Origin of the sequence: Actinospineispora acaciae DSM 45401, from assembly GCF_000620785.1 — a bacterium.
Lineage (GTDB): Bacteria > Actinomycetota > Actinomycetes > Mycobacteriales > Pseudonocardiaceae > Pseudonocardia > Pseudonocardia acaciae.
On the sequence record NZ_JIAI01000006.1, the window covers coordinates 367,075 to 388,947 of the forward strand.

Sequence of the window (21,873 nt, forward strand, 5' to 3'; positions counted from 1 at the left end):
CACTAGAAGGACGGGGCTCGGAGGCGTCCATTGGCCATGTCAACGACCCTGTCCAATGCCGTGGTCGCCTCGTCCCTGCGCTTATCAAGGTCTTTTATCGTTTTCGGGCCCGCGGTTATTCGTCGTGATCGCTCTATGACGTTCTCGGCCTCGCGCAGCAAGTTGTTGTCGGTGTCGGGGTTCGCGAGGAGGCGGACGAGGTAGTAGGCACTTTGTGTCTCGGCGCGCAGGCGATATGTCTCCTGTCGTGCCTCTTCCCGCTCCGAATCGGCGACACGCTCTATGCGTTTCTTCGCCCGGTTGTACTCCGCCCGCCTCAGGGCGGTTGCCGCCGATGCGTACGTTGCGACGGCGTTTGCGAACTCCTCGCGTCGCTTCTCATTCCGATTCTCGGTGAGGGTTCGCCTCAACGTCATCCGTTGAAAGGAGTACGTCAAGAAGGAACCGAGAAGCGTTCCCAACACTGCGATTGCGCTCGTCCAGACGGATGACACGTGATGAAGTCCATCACAGCCCGCCTCCTTCGTCGAGTGCGTCAGCTCGGGGAGCCTGCCACGTCCATGCTGGGAGCGGCGCCTGCCGGGGTGACGAAGTGGCAGCGCGCCCAGTGGTCGGGGGCTACGGACACGGTCGGTGGGTCCTCCGCACAACGCGGGAGCTCGACGCTGGGGCAGCGGGTGTGGAAGGGGCAGCCGGACGGCGGGTCGATCGGGCTGGGGATGTCGCCGGTCAGCACGACGCGCTGTCGGGAACGCAGCGCGGCCGGGTCGGGGGTGAGGGCGGCGGCGAGCAGCGAGCGGGTGTACGGGTGCTTCGGGCTGGTGAAGATCTCGTCCCGGGTGCCCAGCTCGACGATCCGGCCCAGGTACATCACGGCCACCCGGTCGCAGAGGTACTCCACGGTGCTCAGGTCGTGCGCGATGAACAGGCAGGAGAAGCCCAGCTCGGCCTGCAGGTCCTTGAGCTGGTTCAGGATGGCGGCTTGCACGGAGACGTCCAGCGCGGAGACCGGCTCGTCGGCGATCAGCAGCCGGGGGTCGACGCCGAGGGAGCGGGCCAGTCCGACGCGCTGGCGCTGGCCGCCGGACAGCTCGTGCGGGTAGCGATCGCGCAGGTCGGCGGCCAGCCCGACCTTCTCCAGCAGCTCGGCGGTGCGCGGCTCGGCCTCCCGCGACGACAGCCCGTGCCGGCGGCGCATCGGCTCGCCGACGATCGCGCCGACGGTCATCCGGGGGCTCAGCGAGGAGTACGGGTCCTGGAACACCATGTGCACCTGGTCGCGCAGCGGGCGCAGCCGGCGCTGGGACAGGTGCGTGATGTCGTGGCCGGCCAGCCGCACGGTGCCGGCGTCCGGTTCGAGCAGCCGCACGATGCACTTGCCGACCGTGGACTTGCCGGACCCGGACTCGCCGACCAGCCCGACGATCTCGCCGTCGCCGATGGTCAGGTCCACGCCCTCCACCGCGTGCACAACGCCGCCGCCCGTACCCCTGGGCATCCGAAACCTTTTGACCAGGCCCTGGACGTCCAGCACCGGCTGTGAGGTCACGACAGCACCGCCTCCTTCGGTCCCGGGTGCAGGCAGGCCGCGAACTGGCCGGCGCTGGTCTCCCGCACCGGCGGCATCTCCAGCCGGCAGTCGTCGGCGGCGCGGGCGCAGCGCGGGGCGAACACGCACGCGCGCGGATCCTCACGCAGCACCGGCACCAGGCCCGGGATCTCGGTGAGCCGGGCGCCGCCGGGGCGGGGCACGGCGCCGAGCAGGCCGATCGTGTACGGATGCTGCGGGCCGGTGAACAGCGCCTCGGCCTCGCCGCGCTCGACAGCGTGCCCGGCGTACATCACCACCACCCGGTCGGCGATGTCCGCGACCACGCCCAGGTCGTGGGTGATCAGCAGGACGGCGGTGCCCAGGTCGCGGCGGAGCTGGCGCAGGATGTCCAGGACCTGCGCCTGGATCGTGACGTCCAGCGCGGTGGTCGGCTCGTCCGCGATGATCAGCTTGGGGTTGCAGGCCACCGCTATCGCGATCATCACCCGCTGCCGCATCCCGCCGGAGAGCTGGTGCGGGTACTCGTCCAACCGCCGCGCCGCCGACGGGATCCGCACCAGGTCGAGCAGCTCCACGGTCCGTATCCTGGCCGCCCGCTTGGACAGCCCCTCGTGCCTGACCAGCACCTCGCCGATCTGCCGGCCGATGGTGAACGCCGGGTTCAGCGACGTCATCGGCTCCTGGAAGATCATCGCCAGGTCGCGGCCCCTGATCCGGCGCAGCTCGGGGTCGGGCAGCGTGGTCAGCTCGGTGCCGGCCAGCCGGATCGACCCGTCGATGTGCGCGTGCGCCGGCGCCAGCCCCATGACGGCCAGCGCGGTCACCGTCTTGCCGCACCCGGACTCGCCGACCACCGCGAGCACCTCGGACTCCGCGATCGACAGCGACAGCCCGTTCACCGCCAGCACCGGGCCCTCGTCGGTGTCGAACCGCACCCGCAGGTCCTGTACGTCCAACACGTTCACGGCAGCATCCTCGGGTCGAGCGCGTCGCGTATCCCGTCGCCGAGCAGGTTGAACGACAGCGTGGTCAGGAAGATCGCGACACCCGGGAACACCCCGAGCCAGGGCGCCTGCGACAGGTAGTTCTGGGCCTCGGCGAGCATGTTCCCCCAGTCCGCCGTGGGCGGCTGCACCCCGAGCCCGAGGAACGACAGGATCGCCGCCCCCACGATCGCGGTCGGGATCGTGACGCTGGCCTGCACGACAATCGCGTTGAGCACGTTCGGCAGGATCCGCTGAAACAGGATCACGCCGGTCGGGGTGCCGTTGACCACCTCGGCCTGGACGTACTCCAGCTCGCGCTGCGACATCACCTCGGCCCGCACCACCCGCACCACGATCGGTATCTGCGCCACGCCCAACGCGATGATGGCGTTGCTCAGCGACGGCCCGAACATCGCGGCCAGCCCGACCGCGAGCACCAGGAACGGGAACGCCAGCACCAGGTCCACCACCCGGGAGATCACCGTGTCCACCCACCGCCGGTAATACCCCGCGAACAGCCCCACCGGCACCGCGACCACCGTGGCCAGCAGCGTCGACAACACCCCGGCCGCCAGCGAGGCCTGCGCGCCGTAGAACATCCGGGCCAGCACGTCACGTCCGAGCTGGTCGGTCCCCAACGCGTGCCCGGCCTGGAGCGGCGCGGACAGGACGACGTCGAAGTTGGTCCCCGCCGGGTCGTAGGGCGCGATCAACGGCGCCAGCAACGCCACGAGCACCGCGACGCTCGCACCCAACGCCCCGAGCACCGACAGCGGCCGCGCGGTCAGCCGCCGCCGCGCCCGCCGCCGCGCCAGCGCCCGAGGGTCCAGCGCCACCGCCGTCATGACGCCGCCCCAGCGACCCGGATCCGGGGGTTGAGCACGGAGTACGCCAGGTCCACCAGCAGGTTGCTGATCACGTACCCGGTGGTGGTCAGCAGCACGACAGCCTGCAGGGTGGAGTAGTCGCGCTGGAACACCGAGTCCAGCGTCAGCTTGCCCAGCCCCGGGATGTTGAACACCTGCTCGACGGTGACCACCCCCGCGATCAGCAGCCCGAGCTGCAGCCCGAGCACCGTCACCACCGTCACGAGACTGTTGCGCAGCGCATGCCGGGCCACCACCGACCACTCCGACATGCCCTTGGCCCTGGCCGTCCGAACATAGTCCGACCCGAGCGCCGTGATCATCGCCGACCGCGTCTGGCGCATCACCACCGCGGCCAGCCCGGTGCCGAGCACCACCGCCGGCATCAGCATGTGCAGAAGGTTGCCGCCCGGGTCGGCGAGTATCGGGACGAACCCGGCGGACGGCAGCACGTGCAGCGACACCGACAGCCCGAGGATCAGCAGGATGCCGAACCAGAAGTGCGGGATGGACAGCCCGCCCAGCGCGAGCCCGCTGGCCACGTAGTCGATCCCCGAACCGGGCCGGCGCGCCGCGAGCACCCCCGCCGGGATGCCTATCACCGCCGCCACCACCAGCGCCAGCACCGCCAGCTCCAGCGTGACCGGAACGCGGTTGGCCAGGATGGACGCCACCGGCAGCCCGGTGGTGGGGGAATCGCCGAAGTTGCCCTGCGCGGCCAGCGCGATCCACCGCCCGTACTGCACCGGCAGCGGCTGGTCGAAGCCGTACCTGGCCTCGATCGCCTTGATCACGTTCGGGTCCGGGCTCTCGGCGGACAGCGCCACCGCCGGCCCGCCCGGCAGCGCCCGCACCGCCAGGAACACGCAGACGCTGGCCAACAGCAAGGTCAGCAACGCCGCGCCGCCCCGGCGGGCCAGGTACCACGCCATCGTGTGCGCTCCTTCCGCCTACGGCTCGAGCCGCGCGGTCTTCATCCGGATCAGCCCGTCCCCGAAGAAGTCCACCCCGGTGATCTTCTTGCGCAGCCCGAGCACGTACACCTCGTGGTAGAGGTAGACGATCCCCAGCTCGTCGTTGAGCAGCCCGACCAGCTCGGTGTAGATCCGGCGGCGCTCGGCGGGGTCGGTGCTGGTGCGCGCGGCCGTGACCATCGCGTTGACCTGCGCGTTGTGCGTGCCGGCGTAGTTCAGCGCGGAGCCGGGCAGGACCATCTGGGAGATGTTCTGGTCCGGGTCGATACGGCCGGACCAGCCGATGAAGTAGGCCTGGAAGTTCCCGCTGCGGCCCCTGGCCAGGCCGGTGGCGAAGTCGGTCGGCTCGACGGAGACGTCGAAGCCGGCGTCCTTGGCCATCGCCTGCACGAGCGTGCACAGCTGCTGGTACAGCGGGACGTTCGCGGTCATCAGCTTGACCGGGATCGGGGTCGGGACGCCGGACGCCCGCACCAGCTCCCGCGCCTTCGCCAGGTCGCGCCGTGGGCAGTCGGCCCGCACCGCCCACGGGCCGGGCGGCAGCGGCGTGCAGTCCGGCACGTACGCCCCGTTGAACACCACCTTGTTGAGCACCGTGCGGTCGATGGACAGCTCGAACGCCTTGCGCAGGTCCTTGCGCTGCGCCAGCGCGAAGTCGGGGGCCCGCGCGGGCTTGTCGGCGCCGTCCGCGTTGCCGATGTTGATGTCGATCCCCATATAGCCCAGCGAGGTGACCGGCCGCACCGCCAGCCCCGGGTCGTCGCGGATCGTCTCCAGGTCCTGCGGGGCCGCGCGGTCGATGACGTCGACGTCGCCGGCGCGCAGGTCGGCCGCGCGGACGTTGGACGGCGGGATCGCGTGGAACGTGACGCCGGGCAGGTGCACCTTGTCGCGGTCGTAGTAGTCGTTCGACCGCACCAGGTTGATCTCGTCCGCGCTCGGCCGCGACTCGAACTGGAACGGCCCGACGCACACCGGGTTCTGCGCGAACTTGTCGCCGAGCCGGTCCACCGCCGCCGGCGAGAGCACCATCCCGGAGCGGTCGGCCAGGATGGAGGTCAGCGGCGCGAACGGCTTGGACAGCCCGAGCTGGATGGTGAGCGGGCCGATCGCCTGGATCGTCGACACCGACGACAGCTCCGAGGTCCGCTGCGAGAGCTTGTTGGACTTGTGCCGCTGGATGCTGCGCACCACCGCGTCGGCGGTCATCGGGGTGCCGTCGTTGAACATCACGCCCGGGCGCAGCGGGATCGTGTACGTCCGCCCGCCGTCGGTGATCTCCGGCAGCGCGGCCGCGAGCTGCGGCACCAGGTTCAGCCCCGCGTCGACGTCATAGAGCTTCTCGCACATGTTCGCGAACACCATCCGGCCCACGAAGCTGCTCGCGATCGTCGGGTCCAGCGCGTCCGGCGCCTCCTGCAGCGCCACCACCGCGTAGCCCTCCCGCCGGGCGCCGCCGGTCACGCTCGCCACGCACGAGGACAACACGAGCGCCGCGATGACGATCACGCCGGCGACCCGTGCGCCGCACCATTGCCGCCCACCGGGCCTCAGCACGCATACTGCATACAGAGCCGCGCGCCCGTTGGCAAGCCTCGTACACGCAATTCCGCAGAGCGGTCGTTCGAGGTCAGAGGCCGTGAGTGGTTAGCGGGGCTATAGCACCGCTAACCACTCACGGCCTCTGACCTGCGGTTTTGTGGGACGACACGAAGTGGCGCCAGTCGTCGAACGCGAAGTGGATCGCGGGGCCGGCGCTGATCGCCGGATCTTGGACGCCAGGCGTTCCAAGCCGACTCGGATTTATCGCCAATCCGCGGCCAACCTGTCCACGTCCGCCGCGCTCGCGCCCTAGAACCGCATCAGCTTCTCGACGTCCTCCGGCGGCTGCTGCTTGCGGCCTGTATCCAGGTGGCTGAGCCGACCGGGCGAGCTGCCCAGGTTCTTGGCCGCGCGGCGGCCGTCCGACCCGCGCGGTTGCGGCACTGGCTCAGCTCGACACCGATCAACCACCGCGGGGCGGACGGTATATCCCTGCCTGCCACGCGCACCTTCCCGTCCGTCGCCGATCTTGTGAGTGGCCAGCCTCCCCGGTCGTCAACTAGCACTTCCCGCATGGGGTGCAGTAGAGGCGTCCGCTGCATTCCATGCAGGTCCGGCAGCCATAGGTTATCTTGCCGGGCTCGAGAATGCAGGTGTCAGTCCATGATGGACCACATCCGGCGAACGCCTCCCCCTTGCGTAGTATTCGGTCCAGGAGTCGATCGCTGAGGTTGCCCAGGTTGCTGATCATCATAGGACTCCATTCATGATCTACGGCATGTACCGCCGTTCCAGAAGTGTCCGCATGCGGTTGAAATCATTAAACGTGAACCTTGCACACGAAGCGCACATTTCGTCTTACGGATGGAGTATTCGATTGATATGCGAGCGACCGCGTGAACACGCGTGGGCCGCCGCGGCGCCTTGCTGGTCACGCTGCCGGTGAGTGGCACCGGCGTGGGTCAGGCGTCCTCGTCGGGTGGGGGTTCGGCGCCAGCTTTTTCGTCGCGGTCGGCCCAGGCTAGGAGTTCGTCGAGGGAGAACACCGTGTCGTCTATGGCGGCGTGGAGGTCGCCGAGGTCGGCGAAGCGGGCGGGCATGGTGGCGATGGTGAAGTCGGCCGGGTTCACGTCGGGGAGCTCGGACCAGGTGATGGGGGCGGACACGGGGGCCTCGGGGACGCCGCGGACGGAGTAGGCGCAGCGCAGGGTGTGGTCGCGGGTGTTCTGGTTGTAGTCCACGAACACGGACGCCGGGTCGCGGTCCTTGCGCCACCAGGTCAGGTCGACCAGCTCGCCGGCGCGGCGCTGGACCTCGCGGGCGAACGCGTGTGCGGCGCGGCGGACGTCGGCGAAGCCCCAGCGCGGCTCGATGCGGACGTAGATGTGCAGGCCCTTGCCGCCGGAGGTCTTCGGCCAGCCCACCGCGCCCAGGTCGTCGAGCACCTCGCGGGAGACGGCGGCCACCCTGCGGACGTCGTCGAACGTGGCCTGGGGCATCGGGTCCAGGTCGATGCGCCACTCGTCGGGCTTCTCGACGTCCGCGCGCCGCGAGTTCCAGGGGTGGAACTCCACGGTGGACATCTGGACGGCCCAGATCACGTCGGCGGGGTGGGTCACGCACAGCTCGTGCGCGTGCCGCTTGTAGCGGGGGAACTCGACGCGGACGGTCTGCACCCAGTCCGGCGCGCCGCCCGGCAGCCGCTTCTGGTGGACCTTCTCGCCGGTCACGCCGGTGGGGAAGCGGTGGAGCATGCACGGGCGGTCACGCAGGGCGCGGACCACGCCGTCGCCGACCGCCAGGTAGTAGCGCGCCAGGTCGAGCTTGGTCTCCCCGCGCGCGGGGAAGTAGACCCGGTCCGGGTTGCTGATCCGGACCGTGCGGTCACCGACCTCCAGCTCGAGCGCGGGCGAGGGCACGGCGGTCGCTCAGCGCCGCCAGGAATGCCGCCGCTTGAGGCTGTAGCGGATCAGCCCGCCGGCCATCAGGACCGCGACGGCCACCAGCCAGACGTCCTCCACCCGGCCCTGGTGGTTCCCGAACAGCATGAGCAGCATGATGATCGTCGACAGCCAGCCGGCGATGATCATCCCCCGGGGGAACCCGCCGTGCCAGCCCCACTCCGCGGACGGCTCGTCCTCCGGGTCCACCTTCGCCGGCGGCCGACCGTTCCGCCTGGCCAGCTCCTGCCCGGTGCCTGTCACCCTGCCTCCCACGCATGTTCGTCGCTCATCATCATGGTGTCACACGCTCGGGATAACGCGGTGTTCGGGAGAATGTGACTCGATGACGACTCGCGGCGTGCTCGTGTTGGGATCCACCGGCTCGATAGGTACTCAGGCGCTGGACGTGGTCCGGGCCAACCCGGACCGGTTCCGGGTGACCGGCCTGGCCGCCGGCGGTGCGGACGTGGGGTTACTGGCGCGCCAGGCCGTCGAGTTCGAGGTGCCGTTGGTGGCTGTGGCCAACCAGGAAGCGGCCCGCGAGCTGAGGGGCGCGCTGGGGCCGGCGGTGCGGGTGCTGGCCGGGCCGGATGCGGTGCTGGAGCTGATCGCGGACGCCCCGTCCGACGTGGTGCTCAACGGGATCACCGGTTCGCGCGGGCTGCGGCCGACGCTGGCCGCGCTGGCCACCGGGGCGACGCTGGCGCTGGCCAACAAGGAGTCGCTGGTCGCGGGCGGTCCGCTGGTCACCAAGGCGGCGGCGCCGGGCCAGATCGTGCCGGTCGACTCCGAGCACTCCGCGCTGGCCCAGTGCCTGCGCGGCGGCCGGGCCGAGGAGGTGGCCAAGCTGGTGCTGACCGCATCCGGCGGCCCGTTCCGAGGTCGGCGCCGCGATGAGCTGGAGTTCGTCGGCGTGGACGAGGCGCTCAAGCACCCGACCTGGGACATGGGCCCGATGGTGACCATCAACTCCGCCACCCTGGTGAACAAGGGCCTGGAGCTGATCGAGGCGCACCTGCTGTTCGGCGTCCCCTATGACCGGATCGACGTCGTGGTCCACCCCCAGTCCGTGATCCACTCCATGGTGACGTTCACCGACGGTGCCACGATCGCCCAGGCCAGCCCGCCGGACATGCGGCTGCCCATCGCGCTGGCCCTCGGCTGGCCGGACCGGGTGCCCGACGCCGCCCCTGCCTGCGACTTCGCCGAGCCGACCAGCTGGACGTTCGAGCCGCTGGACAACGAGGCGCTGCCCGGCGTGGCGCTGGCCAGAGCCGCCGGAACCGCCGGTGGCTGCCTGCCGGCGGTGTTCAACGCGGCCAACGAGGAGGCGGTCGCCGCGTTCGTGGCCGGCAAGCTGCGGTTCACCGAGATCACCGACGTGGTCCGCGACGCGCTCGCGGCCGCGCACGGATGTAACACGGATCCAGATACGGTGGATGACGTGTTGTCGGCCGAGCGCTGGGCGCGCGCCCGCGCTCGCGAGCTGGTGGACGCCGCCGTGGCGAGAGGATCGATCGGGTGAGCTTTGCTCTGGGTGTGGTGCTGTTTGCGCTGGGTATCGGCATCTCGGTAGCGCTGCACGAGGCGGGCCACATGTGGTCGGCCAGGGCGTTCGGGATGAAGGTACGCCGTTACTTCATCGGCATGGGGCCCACCGTGTTCTCGTTCCGCCGAGGCGAGACCGAGTACGGGCTCAAGTGGCTGCCGGTCGGCGGGTTCTGCGACATCGCCGGCATGACCGCGCTGGACCCGGTCACCGTCGAGGAGGCGCCGCGCGCGTTCAACCGCAAGAAGACCTGGAAGCGCGTGGTCGTGCTGTGCGCGGGCTCGGCCATGCACTTCATGATCGGCATCTTCCTGGTCTATGTGCTGGCGGTCTCCTCCGGCCTGGCCCACGCCGACAAGGGCGCCATCGCCGGCGCGGCGTCCTGTGTCCCGGCCAACCAGAACCCCATCACGCTCGAGCTCACGCCGTGCTCGCCGAACGAGGTCTCGCCGGCCCAGCGCGCCGGCATCCAGCCCGGTGACAAGATCCTCTCCGTCGGCGGGACGCCCACCCCGCAGTGGCAGGACGCGGTGACCGCGATCCGCCACCAGTCCGGCCCCACCCCGTTCGTCCTGGAGCGCGACGGTCAGCAGCGCACCGTGACGGTGGACGTGATGTCCGTGCAGCGCGCCCCGATCGACGCCGCCCGCAACGACCCGAGCACCCGGTTGGAGCCGGTGGGCGCCATCGGCCTGGGCCCCAAGCCGGCCGTGATCGTCAAGTACGGCCCGATCGACGCCATCCCGGCCACCTTCGCGTTCACCGGCATGATGTTCGAAGGCACCTGGGAAGGCCTGAAGATGTTCCCGGAGAAGGTGCCCGCCGTGCTCAAGGCGCTCACCGGCGTGGAGGACCGCAACCGCCCGGTCAGCGTGGTCGGCGTCAGCATCATCGGCGGCGACGCCGTCGACCAGGGCCAGTGGGCGTTCTTCATCTCGCTCCTGGCGGTGTTCAACTTCTTCATCGGCGTGTTCAACCTGCTGCCGCTGCTGCCGCTGGACGGCGGACATGTGGCCGTGAACCTGTACGAACGGATCCGCGACGGGGTCCGCCGCCGCATGGGCAAGACCGCGATGCCCCCGGTCGACTACACCCGGTTGATGCCCGTCACCTACGTCTTCATCCTGATCATCGCCGGCATCAGCCTGCTCACCATCACCGCCGACATCGTCAACCCGATCCGCCTCAACTGACCGTCGTCGCGCACCTTGCTGGGGTGTCGCACACGGTGCGGCGTGTGCGACGGCCCGGTTAGCTATGCGGCGGCCGTTTCGGCCGCGAGCCAGTGGAGCAGGCCGTGTAGGAGTCGAGTCGCGGCGGGCATGAAGTTGCTGCCATGGTGGTGCACGGGGTCCATGGTGGTGACGACCAGGCGGCCCGGTGAGGCCCGGTCCTCGTAGAGGATGGCGCCGGCGGGGTCGTCGGCCGAGGCCAGGACGGTGGCGCCGGCGGGCGGGTGCAGCAGGCCGTGGTAGTGCCAGATCACGTCCTCGTGGTTCAGGTGGTTCCAGATCGGGTGGTCGGGGGCGTGCGTGTGGATGCCGGGGTCCTCGCCGGTGCGCCACCACCAGAAGTTCGTCGGCCGGGGCGACCAGCGCAGGCCGGGCAGCCAGGTGTGTGCCTCCACCTCGCCGAGCACGACCAGGGTGCCGCCGCGCTCCGGCACCTCGCGCAGCGTGCCGGCGTGCTCGCGGAGCAGGCCGGGGTGCAGCCGATCGCAGACGATCACGGTGTCCAGGGTGGACAGGGTGTCCAGAGCGGACTGTTCGGGCAGGTACAGCGGGTGCGTGACGTGCTCGGTGACCACCGGGTCGGCGAGCGTGGCCAGGTGGTAGGAGGCGCCGCCGTGCAGCAGGCCGATGCGCGGGCGGCTCACCGGCCGAGCACCCAGCCGAGCAGGGCCGGGGTCATCCGGGCGGCGGTGGTGTCGTCCTCGGCGTAGCCCCAGAGGTCGTTGCCGCCGTGCACCAGCACCTCGCCGGAGCCGTGCGGGTACACCGCGTCGAGCGGCAGCCGCTGAGGACCGAGCCCGTGCACCACCAGGGCGGACGCCGGCAGCTCGGGGTAGTGGCCCCGGCCGTAGAAGCCGGCCACCCCGCGCCGGAACGTCAGGTCGGCGGTGTCCACGCCGTGCCACACAGGATGCTCGGCCAGCCGGTGCACGGTCAGGTCCGCGACACTGCGATACGCCAGCGGCGCGAACGGGCACAGGCCCGCCACGAACGGCAGGACCACCTGCCCGCAGACCACGAGCCGGCCGCCGCCGCGCACGAAATCGTCCAGCAGCGGACGGTGCGCACGCAGGAATACCTGGTCGACGTGCGCGCCGAGGAGCATTCCGCGCACCCCGGTGAGATCGGCCGAGGGCAGCGCGTAGAGGTCCAGGTCGGCGCACTCCGCGTGGACGCCCAGGGCGGACGACGTCCCCATGGTCGGCACGAGCACGGGCGCGGGCATCAGCCGTACCGGGGCGCCAGCACCTTGCGGCGGGCGCCGTCGTCGTCGAACCACACGGTCCGCACCGGCACGCCGTACAGCTCGCCGAGCGCGTCGTCGGTGAGCATCGCGTCCGCGGGCCCGGTCTCGACCCGACCGGCCGGCAGCATCAGCGCCACCCGGTCGGCCAGCGACACCGCGTGGTCGGGGTGGTGGGTGGTGAGCAGCACGCCCAGCCCGCCGTCGGCCAGCTCGCGCAGCAACGCCAGCACCCGGCCCTGGTTGGCCAGGTCCAACGCCGAGGCCGGCTCGTCCAGGATCACCACCTCGCTGTCCGACGCGATCGCCCGCGCGATCAGCACCAGCTGCCGTTCCCCGCCGCTGAGCTGGGCGTACGGGCGGTCGGCCAGCCCGGTCAGGCCGACCCTGCGCAGCGCGGACTCGGCGACGGCGCGGTCCCGGGCGCTCGGCGTGGAGTAGGCGCGGACGTGCCGGGCGCGGCCCATGACGACCATGTCCAGCACCCCGTAGCCGAACCCGGAGCCCAGCGCCTGCGGCACGTAGCCGACCGCGCCCGCCCCCCGCACCTCGCCCTCCAGCGGCCGCAGCAACCCGGCCGCGCAGCGCAGCAGGGTGGTCTTGCCCCGGCCGTTCGGCCCGAGCACGACAGTCACCTCGCCGCCCCGCACGGCCATGTCGACCTCGCGGAACAGCCAGTCGCCCCGAGGGTGGGCGAACCCGACCCGGTGCAGCTCAAGCATCGGCCCACACCCGCCGTCCGCGCAGCCGCAACAGCACGAAGAACGCCGGCGCGCCGACCACCGCGGTGAGCACCCCGAGCGGCACCTCCCCGGGTGTGGCGGTGCGCGCGATCGTGTCGATCACCGTCAGGTACCCGCCGCCGACCAGCAGGCTCAGCGGCAGCAGCACGCGGTGGTCGGGTCCGACCCACATTCGGCACAGGTGCGGGACGACCAGGCCCACCCATCCGATCACGCCGCTGATCGCCACCGCCCCGGCCACGACCAGCGCCACCGCGACCAGCAGCACCCAGCGCAGCCGCTCCGGCCGCACCCCCAGCGCGGCCGCGTCCTCGTCGCCGAGCGAGAGCACGTTCACCCGCCACCGCAGCGGCAGGACGACCGCCGCGCCCACCGCCAGCGTGACGGCCGCGACCAGCGCGTTCGGGTAGGTCGCGGTGGCCAGGCTGCCCATCAGCCAGAACACGATGGCCGGCAGCTGGTTCTGCGGGTCGGCCAGGTAGCTGATCAGCGACACCAGCGCCGAGGCGAACGAGCCGATCACCACGCCGGCCAGCACCACCATGAGGATGGGGGAGGCCGCGCCGCCGCCCCTGGTCAGCGCGAACAGCAGCACCAGCGAGGCCAGCCCGAACGCCAGCGCCCCGCCGACCACCGCCACCGACCCCAGCCCGAGCAGCAGCGCCAGCGCCCCGCCCACCGACGCGCCCGAGGACAGCCCCAGGATCTGCGGGCTGACCAGCGGGTTGCGGAACACCGCCTGCAGCACCGCCCCGGCCAGCGCCAGGCCGCCGCCGACGAACAGCGACTCCAACACCCGGGGCAGCCGCACCAGCAGCACCACCCGCTCCTGGTTCGGCTGCCAGGTCGGGGCGAGGTCGACGAACTGCCCGGCCAGGATCCGGCAGACCTGCTCGACCGGCACCCCGAACCGCCCCAGCCCGAGCGCGGCCACCGCGATCACCAGGGCCGCGACCGCTGCCACCGCGATCGCCGCCCCCGGCCGCCGCGCCGTCCCGCCCAGCCCGCGCGCCGGGCGAGACCGCACCCGCTCGGCGGACCCGACCACGTCAGGACCCGAACCGCTCGTAGTGGGCCGAGCCGGCGTTCGCCTCGGTCGCCAGGATCCGGTCGGCCTGCGCGTCGGTCAGCCCGTGGCCGTACAGGAACCGGTAGTCGTCCACCATCTCGGCGCGCAGCCCGTCCCCATCATCGCCACCGTCGCCGCCGGGGAACGCCAGCGCCCGCAGCCAGCGCCACATCAGCGGCGACTCCTGGCTGGGCGGGTCCCAGCGGTAGCCGCCCAGCGGGATCTTGTAGACCCGCCGGCTCCGGACCGCGCTCAGCTCGCGCCAGGCGGGCACCCGGTAGACGTCCTGCTCGGGCGTTGCCGCGTCGAAGTTGCCCACCAGCACGACGTCCGGGTCCCAGGCGAGCACCTGCTCGACGTTCACCGCCGTGATCCCGGTCAGCGTGGCCGCCGGGTTCGTGCCCCCGACCAGGTTGATGTAGAAGTCGTTGTACGTGCCCTTGCCCGCGACCTTCAGCCCGCCCCGCATCTGGTTGAAGTAGACGATCTTCGGCGGCGGCCCGGTTGGTGCGGCCGCGCGGATGGACTCCAGGCGCCCGCGCATCCTGTCGAGCAGGGTGGCGGCCCGCTCCGGCCTGCCGATCAGCGTGCCGAACAGGGTGATCCAGGCCTCCAGGTCGGCCTGCGTGCCGTAGGTCAGGCCGGCCACCGTCAGCCCGGCGTTCTCCAGCGGCGCGAGGATCCCCGGGCCTCGGTCGGCCCACTGGACGACCAGGTCGGGGTTCAGCCCGAGGATCTCCTCGACGTTCGGCACGAAGCTCTGGTCGGCGGCCCCGCTGTGGATCGCGGCCGCCCTCGGGAAGATCTCACCCAGGATGCCGCCCCGGATCGCCTCCGCCGCGCTCGCGTTCATCCCGACCAGGCGGTCCGGACCGGAGTCCAGTGCCACCAGCATCGACGCCGCCGGGATCACGATCGTCACGATCCGCTTCGCCGGGCCGGCCAGCTCGATCCGGCGCCCGCGCTGGTCCACGGCGCTGACGCCGCCGGGCGCGGGCGGCCGGGCGCCCCCGCACCCCGCGAGCAGTGCCGAGCCCGCCGCCAACCCCGCCCCGAGCAGCAGCGAGCGCCTGGGTAGCGGAGGTAACGGGGGAGCGTCGAGCACGGGCATCGGTGCGGCCTCCAGCCTGTCAGAACAAGGGCAGCCTAACCTAACTGTCACGATGCGATTAAAACCAGGTCGGGCCGGCCACACGCGGTTACGCTGGGGATATGAGCACAGGCGAGCCACACCCGTACCAGCCGCCGGCCGGCCCGGCGCCCACCACGGGGGAGGACCGCAACTGGGCCATGGGCGCGCACCTCTCGGCGATCGTGGGCGCCTGGATCTTCCTGGGGTTCATCGGCCCGCTGGTGGTGCTGTTGGTTCAGGGCGAGCGGTCACAGTTCGTACGGGCACACACCGTGGAGGCGCTCAACTTCAACCTCAGCGTGCTGGCCTACTCGCTCGTGGGCTGGGTGCTGACGTTCGTGCTCATCGGCATCCCGGTGCTGGTCGCGCTGGGCATCCTGTGGCTGGTGTGCACGATTCTGGCGGTCGTCAAGGCCAGCAACGGGGAGCCGTACAGGTACCCGGTGACCATCCGGCTGGTCCACTAGGCCCGCGCACAGATCCGGCGGGTGTGTCCTAGCACCGGGTGAGTGGGCGCGCGATCCGGCGTTCGACATACTGGAGGTCGTGAGCGCCACCAGCGTCAGCCTCGGCCTGCCGGAAGCCCCGCCGCCGACCCTCGCACCTCGGCGGCCCACCCGCCAGCTCCACGTCGGCCCGGTCGGCGTGGGCAGCGACTACCCCGTGTCCGTCCAGTCGATGACGACCACCCTGACCGCCGACGTAAACTCCACGCTGCAGCAGATCGCCGAGCTCACCGCGGCCGGCTGCGACATCGTGCGGGTGGCCTGCCCCTCGGCCGACGACGCCGAGGCGCTGCCCGCGATCGCCACGAAGTCCAAGATCCCGGTCATCGCCGACATCCACTTCCAGCCCAAGTACGTGTTCGCCGCGATCGAGGCCGGCTGCGCCGCCGTCCGGGTCAACCCGGGCAACATCAAGCGGTTCGACGACCGGGTCAAGGAGATCGCGCAGGCCGCCAAGGACCACGGCACCCCGATCCGGATCGGCGTGAACGCCGGCTCGCTGGACAAGCGGATCATGGACAAGTACGGCAAGGCCACCCCGGAGGCGCTGGTCGAGTCCGCGCTGTGGGAGGCCAGCCTGTTCGCCGAGCACGACTTCCACGACATCAAGATCTCGGTCAAGCACCACGACCCGGTGATCATGGTTCGTGCCTACGAGCAGCTCGCCGAACAGTGCGACTACCCGCTGCACCTGGGCGTCACCGAGGCCGGCCCGGCGTTCCAGGGCACCATCAAGTCCGCCACCGCGTTCGGCGCGCTGCTGTCCCGGGGCATCGGCGACACCATCCGGGTCTCGCTGTCCGCGCCGCCGGTGGAGGAGGTCAAGGTCGGCATCCAGATCCTGGAGTCGCTGAACCTGCGCCCGCGCCGGCTGGAGATCGTGTCCTGCCCGTCCTGCGGGCGCGCCCAGGTGGACGTCTACAAGCTCGCCGACGAGGTGACCGCCGGGCTGGACGGCATGGAGGTCCCGCTGCGGGTGGCCGTGATGGGCTGCGTGGTCAACGGACCGGGCGAGGCGCGCGAGGCCGACCTGGGCGTGGCGTCGGGCAACGGCAAGGGCCAGATCTTCGTCAAGGGTGAAGTGATCAAGACGGTGCCGGAGCACCAGATCGTCGAAACCTTGATCGAGGAGGCCATGCGGCTGGCCGAGGACATGGAGGTCGCTGGGGCTCCGTCGGGTGCTCCGGAGATCATAGCGCGACCCGCACCGAGTGCGTAGCAACCCCGCGACGAGCGCTATTCGAGCCCGCCGGCGTGTGAGGCGAGATCGCCGTCACCTGATCGGTGTGGAACTCACGGGTGAACCGGCGGGTTCCGTCTGGCAATCTAGAACCGTGTTGAGAGTCGCCGGCCCACGCCTGCTCGACGAGCGGGACCGGCCAGGTGTGCAGCTTGCGTTGGAGGCCGACCCGGTGGCCGCGTGCATGGTGGCCTCCCGGGTCGAGGTCGCCGGGGTCGACTCGTGGCGGCTCGGCGGCGAACTGTGGGGCTTCGGGTCGCGCCTGGAAGGCCTGTGCTTCGCCGGGGCCAACCTGGTGCCGCTGCGCGGTGAGCGTTCGGCGCTGCGCGCATTCGCGGACCGGGCCCGCCGCGTCGGGCGCTCCTGCTCGTCGATGGTCGGCCGGGCCGAGCTGGTGCTGCCGCTGTGGGACGAGCTGTCCGGGCACTGGGCGCCCGCCCGCGACGTCCGCGCCGACCAGCCGCTGATGGTGCTGCCCACCCGCCCGGCGGTGGCGTCCGACCCGCTGGTGCGCCCGGTCCGCCCCGACGAGCTGGACCGCTACCTGCCGGCGGCGGTGGCGATGTTCACCGAGGAGGTCGGGGTCGACCCGCGCCTGGGCGACGGCGGCGTCGGCTACCGCGCGCGGGTGGCCGAGCAGATCGCCGGCGGCCGGGCCTTCGCGCGGTTCGAGGACGGCGAGGTGGTGTTCAAGGCGGAGATCGGCGCGCTGTCCTCCCGGGTCGGCCAGATCCAGGGCGTCTGGGTGCACCCCGACCGCCGGGGCCGGGGCCTGGGCGGCACGGGCACCGCCGCGGTGGTGGAGCGCCTGATCGCCATGGGACGGGTGGCCAGCCTCTACGTCAACGCCTACAACCTGCCGGCCCGCGCCGCGTACACCAGGATCGGCTTCACGCAGATCGCGAGCTTCGCGACGGTCCTGTTCTGATGACCGATCCGGGCCGCGCCTGGACGACCGGCAAGCCGCCCAACAAGCTGGCGGCCCTGCCCACCGGCCCGCTGGGCATGCTCGGCGGCTGGATGATGAGCCGGATGAACCGCTCCGAGCAGCGCGAGGTCCTCGACCTCGCGGCGGTGGCGGCGGGGGAGTCGGTCCTCGAGGTGGGCTACGGCCCCGGCGTGCTGCTCGCCGATCTGGTCACGGACACGAAGGCCGGCCGGATCGTCGGCATCGACCCGTCGCCGGAGATGCGCGTCGCCGCCGCCAAGCGCACGGCGGCGGCCATCGTGAACCACCGCGTCCGGCTCGAGCCCGGCACCGCCGAGGCCACCGGCCAGCCGCCCGCCTCGTTCGACGTGATCCTCTCGGTCAACACCGTCGCCATCTGGCCCGACCTGGACGCCGGCGTCCGCGAGCTGGCCCGGGTGCTCCGACCGGGCGGCCGGCTGCTGCTGTCCTGGCACGGCGGCACCGCGCCGACCCGCGCGGCCCGCTCGATGATCTTGCCGGAGGAGCGCCTGGAGCGCGTGCACGCCGCGCTGGCCGCCGGTTTCGCCTCGGTCGAGCGGTTGCGTACCGAGCACTGTGACGTCTTCAGGGCGTCCTAGGCTGTAGACCGTGAGCGCTCGTCCCGTCATCCTGGCCGCCGTCGCCGACGTGCTCGCGGTCCTGGTGTTCGCCGCCGTCGGCCGGGGCTCGCACGCCGAGGCGCTGGACCCCGTCGGCCTGCTCGGCACGGCGGGTCCGTTCCTGCTCGGGCTGCTCGTGTCCTGGCCGGCCGCGCGCGCCTGGCGGACGCCCGCCCGGGTGCGGACCGGCGCCGTGATCTGGTTGGGCACCGCGGTGGTCGGCCTTGCGGTGCGCGCGGCCTTCACCTGGCGGCTGCCACCCACGTTCGTACTGATCACCGCGGTGAGCCTGGCGGTGCTGCTGATCGGCTGGCGGGGCATCGGCCGCGCCGTCACACACGCCCGTCCGCGTACCACATAAGGTGGGGCCATGCCCGTCCGCGAAGCACTGACGCCGGGGCGCGTCTCGCCGATCCGCCCGGTTCCGGCGGAGATCCCCCGCCCGGAGTATGTCGGCAAGCCGGCGCCCACGCCGAGCACCGAGCCCTGGGTGCAGACCCCCGAGGTGATCGAGGCGATGCGGGCGGCCGGCCGGCTGGCCGCGCGGGCGCTCGCCGCCGGTGGCGAGACCGTCGCGCCGGGCGTGACCACCGACGAGGTGGACCGGGTGATCCACGAGTTCCTCTGCGACCACGGCGCCTACCCGTCCACGCTGGGCTACCGGGGCTTCCCGAAGAGCTGCTGCACCAGCCTCAACGAGGTCATCTGCCACGGCATCCCGGACTCCACGGTGATCTCGGACGGCGACATCGTGAACATCGACGTCACCGCGTTCATCGGCGGCGTGCACGGCGACACCAACGCCACCTTCCTCGCCGGCGAGGTGTCCGAGGAGGACCGGCTGCTGGTCGAGCGCACCCACGAGGCGATGATGCGCGCGATCAAGGCGGTGCGCCCCGGCCGGCCGCTGAACGTCGTCGGCCGGGTGATCGAGTCGTACGCCAAGCGGTTCGGGTACGGCGTGGTGCGCGACTTCACCGGGCACGGCATCGGCCACAGCTTCCACTCCGGCCTGGTGGTGCTGCACTACGACGCGCCCGAGGTGGACACCCTGCTGGAGACCGGCATGACGTTCACCATCGAGCCGATGATCAACCTGGGCACCATCGACTACGACATCTGGGAGGACGGCTGGACGGTGGTCACCAAGGACCGCAAGCGCACCGCCCAGTTCGAGCACACCATCCTGGTCACCGCCGACGGCTCGGAGATCCTCACCCTGCCGTGACACACGCGCGACTGTGTCACGCCGCGTACGGATCGTGCCTCTGGGTCTGCCACATCGTGATTCGGCTGATGATGACAATGATCAACATGCCGATCGCCACGTGGAGCGCTGTGTCCAGGGTGGACAGTCTCGCGATGGCTAACAGGCTCTGCTCGGTGGGCTTGTCCGCCAAGGAGAGTCGCCAGATGATCTGGTCCGCGATCAGGGTGGGCAGCCACAACAGCCACCAGGCGATCACCAGGCCGCCCCCGACCGGTCGCCGGGGCGCGCTGGCCTGCCAGATGTCCGCCACGATCTGGTAGGGAAACCACAAGTTGACCAACGGGGTTATCCAGCTGCCCACCACCCAACCTCTGGATCGGCGGAACGCGGCGGGGCCGGCCAGCAGTTCGGCATTGGTCCGCACCCGCCACAGCCAGACCAGGAACACCACGCCGGCCGCGATCCACGCCAACGCCAGCGGTATTCCCACCAGCATCGAGAAGGTGTCGGCCGAATCGAGGTCCGCGTCCGTCGCCGAGTCGGCCAGGTAGTCGCGGACGACGAGATAGGTACGCCAGTCGGCCACCGTATCCAAGACCGAACCCGCGACCACCACCGAGATCAGTGCTTTCGCGGCGACGGCCACGCCGGTCACCGTCGAGTACCGCCACCCGCCGGATGGGCTCGCGCCCGCCGGGGGGCCTGGCGGCGGCCCGGGCGTGCCTCCCCAGTCACCCCGTGACGCCGCCGGAGATACCGCCTGGTCAGGCCGGTCCGGGCGCCCTGGCGTCGCTGTCATGGCAATCCTCCTGCCGTGCCGCTGTCGTGACCGGGCCGTGTCCATCGGCACCAGCCGAGTCGTCGACAAGTTTTACCCCCGCCCCCCACTCCCTGGTGGCGAAACGACGAACATCCACGGTGGCGCGCACCGTGGGAACGTGACGCATCGTGCGGCCCGCGAGCGCGGGTTATGGCGCGCCGTCGTACGGGCATGATGTTCCGGTGAGTGGTGGAGCGCTGTTGGTCGCCGGGACGACGTCGGACGCGGGCAAGAGCGTGCTGGTGACCGGGCTGTGCCGGTGGCTGGTCCGGCGCGGGGTGAAGGTGGCGCCGTTCAAGGCGCAGAACATGTCGAACAACTCGGTGGTCACGCCGGACGGCGGGGAGATCGGTCGGGCGCAGGCCATGCAGGCCGCCGCGTGCGGGCTGGAGCCGTCGGTGCGGTTCAACCCGGTGCTGCTCAAGCCGGGCAGCGACAGGTCCTCGCAGGTGGTCGTGCTCGGGCGGGTGGACGGCACGGTCAGCGCGCGGTCGTACGCGCAGCGCAAGGCGGCGCTGCTCGGCACGGTGGTGGAGACCCTGGACGGGTTGCGCGCGGACTACGACGTGGTGCTCTGTGAGGGCGCCGGATCGCCGGCGGAGATCAACCTGCGGGCCGCGGACATCGCCAACATGGGGCTGGCCAGGGCGGCGGGGCTGCCGGTGCTGGTGGTCGGCGACATCGACAGGGGCGGGGTGCTGGCGCACCTGTTCGGCACGCTGGCCCTGCTCGACCGCGCGGACCAGGCCCTGGTGGCCGGGTTCGTGATCAACAAGTTTCGGGGCGACCCTGGGTTGTTGGAGCCCGGGCTGCGGCAGCTGCGCGCGCTCACCGGGCGGTCGACGCTGGGCGTGCTGCCGTTCGACGACCGGCTCTGGCTGGACGCGGAGGACTCACTGTCCGCCGTGGCCGACGGCGTGGTCGGGCGCCCGCCGCCGCCGGTCGGGGCGCGCTGGCTGCGGGTGGCGGTGCCGAGGTTGCCGCGCATCTCCAATGCCACCGACGTGGAGGCGCTGGCCTGCGAGCCGGGCGTGGCGGTGCGCTACGTGACCGAGCCGTCCCGGCTGGCCGACGCCGACCTGGTGGTGCTGCCCGGGTCGAAGTCGACGGTCGCGGACCTGGACTGGCTGCGCGACACGGGCCTGGCCGCCGCGCTGTCCGCGCACGCCCGCGCCGGCCGCCCGGTGCTGGGCATCTGCGGCGGTTACCAGATGCTGGCGCGGCGGATCGTGGACACCGTGGAGTCCGGGCGCGGGGCCGTGCCCGGACTGGGCCTGCTGGACGTGGAGATCGAGTTCGAGGCCGCCAAGCACCTCGCCCGCCCGACCGGGACCGCGCTCGGCCACCCGGTGCACGGCTACGAGATACATCACGGCAAGGTGACCGGTTCCGCGGAACCGCCGCTGGTCACCGACGCGGCCGGCCGGCCCGAGGGCACCGACGCCGGGACCGTGCTGGGCACGCACTGGCACGGGCTGCTGGAGAACGACGGGTTCCGCCGCGCGCTGCTGGCCCGGGTGGCTCCGGACGGTTTCGAGCCGGCGCCCGACACGCGCTTCGCCGAGGTCCGCGCCGCCCAGCTGGACCTACTGGGCGACCTGGTCGAACGCCACCTGGACGCCGACGCCGTGTGGCGCCTGATCGAGCACGGCGCCCCGTCCGACCTGCCGTTCGTCCCGCCGGGCAGCCTGGCCTGA

The 21,873-nt window shown here is 71.5% G+C and carries 24 protein-coding genes; 9 read left to right on the plus strand and 15 right to left on the minus strand.

Going from position 1 to position 21,873, the window contains the following annotated elements:
* Positions 1-2: 2 nt before the first annotated feature.
* The 9 genes from N912_RS63790 to N912_RS0127455 form a co-directional block, all read right to left on the minus strand.
* Positions 3-494 (minus strand): hypothetical protein, encoded by a 492-nt coding sequence (locus N912_RS63790; RefSeq protein ID WP_156994055.1) that lies wholly within the window; start codon positions 492-494, stop codon positions 3-5.
* A 41-nt stretch (positions 495-535) separates the two neighbouring features.
* Complete coding sequence (locus N912_RS0127420) at positions 536-1,549, minus strand: ABC transporter ATP-binding protein (RefSeq protein WP_028924918.1); 1,014 nt, start codon at positions 1,547-1,549, stop codon at positions 536-538.
* Positions 1,546-2,517, minus strand: coding sequence for an ABC transporter ATP-binding protein (locus tag N912_RS0127425; protein WP_028924919.1), 972 nt, complete (start codon positions 2,515-2,517; stop codon positions 1,546-1,548). Before N912_RS0127425 ends, N912_RS0127420 begins: the two co-directional genes overlap by 4 nt.
* Positions 2,514-3,383 carry an ABC transporter permease gene (locus N912_RS0127430; RefSeq protein WP_028924920.1) on the minus strand — a complete coding sequence of 290 codons (870 nt, stop codon included), beginning with the start codon at positions 3,381-3,383 and terminating at the stop codon, positions 2,514-2,516. The genes N912_RS0127425 and N912_RS0127430 overlap by 4 nt, the downstream gene beginning before the upstream one ends.
* Positions 3,380-4,336: an ABC transporter permease gene (locus tag N912_RS0127435; protein WP_028924921.1), complete on the minus strand. Its 957-nt coding sequence runs from the start codon at positions 4,334-4,336 to the stop codon at positions 3,380-3,382. Before N912_RS0127435 ends, N912_RS0127430 begins: the two co-directional genes overlap by 4 nt.
* 18 nt (positions 4,337-4,354) lie before the next feature.
* A complete protein-coding gene (locus N912_RS0127440; protein WP_037066751.1) occupies positions 4,355-5,935 on the minus strand; it encodes an ABC transporter substrate-binding protein in 1,581 nt (526 codons plus the stop codon).
* A gap of 294 nt (positions 5,936-6,229) precedes the next feature.
* Entirely contained in the window at positions 6,230-6,364 is a 135-nt protein-coding gene (locus N912_RS66520) for a hypothetical protein (RefSeq protein ID WP_281176304.1), read from the minus strand.
* Positions 6,365-6,882: 518 nt separating this feature from the next.
* Positions 6,883-7,839, minus strand: a complete 957-nt coding sequence (ligD, locus tag N912_RS0127450) for a non-homologous end-joining DNA ligase (RefSeq protein ID WP_028924923.1) — start codon at positions 7,837-7,839, stop codon at positions 6,883-6,885.
* A 9-nt stretch (positions 7,840-7,848) separates the two neighbouring features.
* Positions 7,849-8,124, minus strand: coding sequence for a DUF2631 domain-containing protein (locus N912_RS0127455; protein ID WP_051580858.1), 276 nt, complete (start codon positions 8,122-8,124; stop codon positions 7,849-7,851).
* Positions 8,125-8,206: 82 nt separating this feature from the next.
* Between N912_RS0127455 and dxr the strand changes: the two genes are divergently transcribed.
* Both dxr and N912_RS0127465 read left to right on the plus strand, forming a co-directional pair.
* Positions 8,207-9,388: a 1-deoxy-D-xylulose-5-phosphate reductoisomerase gene (gene dxr / locus N912_RS0127460; RefSeq protein ID WP_037066752.1), complete on the plus strand. Its 1,182-nt coding sequence runs from the start codon at positions 8,207-8,209 to the stop codon at positions 9,386-9,388.
* Positions 9,385-10,605 carry a M50 family metallopeptidase gene (locus N912_RS0127465; protein ID WP_028924926.1) on the plus strand — a complete coding sequence of 407 codons (1,221 nt, stop codon included), beginning with the start codon at positions 9,385-9,387 and terminating at the stop codon, positions 10,603-10,605. Before dxr ends, N912_RS0127465 begins: the two co-directional genes overlap by 4 nt.
* A 62-nt stretch (positions 10,606-10,667) precedes the next feature.
* Here N912_RS0127465 and N912_RS0127470 read toward each other — a convergent pair whose 3' ends face one another.
* From N912_RS0127470 to N912_RS0127490, 5 genes are read right to left on the minus strand one after another with little or no spacing between them, the layout of a single operon-like run.
* Positions 10,668-11,288 (minus strand): hypothetical protein, encoded by a 621-nt coding sequence (locus N912_RS0127470; RefSeq protein WP_028924927.1) that lies wholly within the window; start codon positions 11,286-11,288, stop codon positions 10,668-10,670.
* Positions 11,285-11,869, minus strand: coding sequence for a hypothetical protein (locus N912_RS0127475; protein ID WP_037066753.1), 585 nt, complete (start codon positions 11,867-11,869; stop codon positions 11,285-11,287). Before N912_RS0127475 ends, N912_RS0127470 begins: the two co-directional genes overlap by 4 nt.
* Entirely contained in the window at positions 11,869-12,609 is a 741-nt protein-coding gene (locus N912_RS0127480; RefSeq protein WP_028924929.1) for an ABC transporter ATP-binding protein, read from the minus strand. Before N912_RS0127480 ends, N912_RS0127475 begins: the two co-directional genes overlap by 1 nt.
* Entirely contained in the window at positions 12,602-13,678 is a 1,077-nt protein-coding gene (locus tag N912_RS54950) for a FecCD family ABC transporter permease (protein WP_211261411.1), read from the minus strand. Before N912_RS54950 ends, N912_RS0127480 begins: the two co-directional genes overlap by 8 nt.
* Before the next feature lies 1 nt (position 13,679).
* The gene (locus tag N912_RS0127490) at positions 13,680-14,810 is read right to left on the minus strand and encodes an ABC transporter substrate-binding protein (RefSeq protein WP_064745384.1); all 1,131 of its coding nucleotides are present in this window, start codon (positions 14,808-14,810) and stop codon (positions 13,680-13,682) included.
* Positions 14,811-14,911: 101 nt separating this feature from the next.
* Here N912_RS0127490 and N912_RS0127495 point away from each other — a divergent pair, with 101 nt between their 5' ends.
* The 6 genes from N912_RS0127495 to map all read left to right on the plus strand — a co-directional run bounded on the left by N912_RS0127495 (position 14,912) and on the right by map (position 19,374).
* Positions 14,912-15,298 (plus strand): DUF4870 domain-containing protein, encoded by a 387-nt coding sequence (locus N912_RS0127495; RefSeq protein ID WP_028924931.1) that lies wholly within the window; start codon positions 14,912-14,914, stop codon positions 15,296-15,298.
* Positions 15,299-15,377: 79 nt separating this feature from the next.
* Entirely contained in the window at positions 15,378-16,556 is a 1,179-nt protein-coding gene (gene ispG / locus N912_RS0127500; protein ID WP_028924932.1) for a flavodoxin-dependent (E)-4-hydroxy-3-methylbut-2-enyl-diphosphate synthase, read from the plus strand.
* A gap of 115 nt (positions 16,557-16,671) precedes the next feature.
* Positions 16,672-17,505 carry a GNAT family N-acetyltransferase gene (locus N912_RS0127505; RefSeq protein WP_028924933.1) on the plus strand — a complete coding sequence of 278 codons (834 nt, stop codon included), beginning with the start codon at positions 16,672-16,674 and terminating at the stop codon, positions 17,503-17,505.
* Positions 17,505-18,125 carry a class I SAM-dependent methyltransferase gene (locus N912_RS54955; RefSeq protein WP_051580859.1) on the plus strand — a complete coding sequence of 207 codons (621 nt, stop codon included), beginning with the start codon at positions 17,505-17,507 and terminating at the stop codon, positions 18,123-18,125. Before N912_RS0127505 ends, N912_RS54955 begins: the two co-directional genes overlap by 1 nt.
* 10 nt (positions 18,126-18,135) lie before the next feature.
* Positions 18,136-18,507 carry a DUF3054 domain-containing protein gene (locus N912_RS54960; protein WP_037066755.1) on the plus strand — a complete coding sequence of 124 codons (372 nt, stop codon included), beginning with the start codon at positions 18,136-18,138 and terminating at the stop codon, positions 18,505-18,507.
* 9 nt (positions 18,508-18,516) lie between these two features.
* Positions 18,517-19,374 (plus strand): type I methionyl aminopeptidase, encoded by an 858-nt coding sequence (gene map, locus N912_RS0127520; protein WP_028924934.1) that lies wholly within the window; start codon positions 18,517-18,519, stop codon positions 19,372-19,374.
* A 16-nt stretch (positions 19,375-19,390) separates the two neighbouring features.
* Here map and N912_RS54965 read toward each other — a convergent pair whose 3' ends face one another.
* Positions 19,391-20,002, minus strand: coding sequence for a DUF4328 domain-containing protein (locus tag N912_RS54965; protein WP_211261412.1), 612 nt, complete (start codon positions 20,000-20,002; stop codon positions 19,391-19,393).
* A 356-nt stretch (positions 20,003-20,358) separates the two neighbouring features.
* Here N912_RS54965 and N912_RS0127530 point away from each other — a divergent pair, with 356 nt between their 5' ends.
* Entirely contained in the window at positions 20,359-21,873 is a 1,515-nt protein-coding gene (locus N912_RS0127530) for a cobyric acid synthase (RefSeq protein WP_037066761.1), read from the plus strand.

Coding starts and splice junctions, on each gene's coding strand:
- N912_RS0127430 (WP_028924920.1), bottom strand. CDS start 3,383: ATGACGGCGGTGGCGCTGGACCCTCGGGCGCTGGCGCGGCGGCGGGCG.
- N912_RS0127435 (WP_028924921.1), bottom strand. CDS start 4,336: ATGGCGTGGTACCTGGCCCGCCGGGGCGGCGCGGCGTTGCTGACCTTG.
- dxr (WP_037066752.1), top strand. CDS start 8,207: ATGACGACTCGCGGCGTGCTCGTGTTGGGATCCACCGGCTCGATAGGT.
- N912_RS0127475 (WP_037066753.1), bottom strand. CDS start 11,869: ATGCCCGCGCCCGTGCTCGTGCCGACCATGGGGACGTCGTCCGCCCTG.
- N912_RS0127480 (WP_028924929.1), bottom strand. CDS start 12,609: ATGCTTGAGCTGCACCGGGTCGGGTTCGCCCACCCTCGGGGCGACTGG.
- N912_RS0127490 (WP_064745384.1), bottom strand. CDS start 14,810: ATGCCCGTGCTCGACGCTCCCCCGTTACCTCCGCTACCCAGGCGCTCG.
- N912_RS0127495 (WP_028924931.1), top strand. CDS start 14,912: ATGAGCACAGGCGAGCCACACCCGTACCAGCCGCCGGCCGGCCCGGCG.
- N912_RS54955 (WP_051580859.1), top strand. CDS start 17,505: ATGACCGATCCGGGCCGCGCCTGGACGACCGGCAAGCCGCCCAACAAG.
- map (WP_028924934.1), top strand. CDS start 18,517: ATGCCCGTCCGCGAAGCACTGACGCCGGGGCGCGTCTCGCCGATCCGC.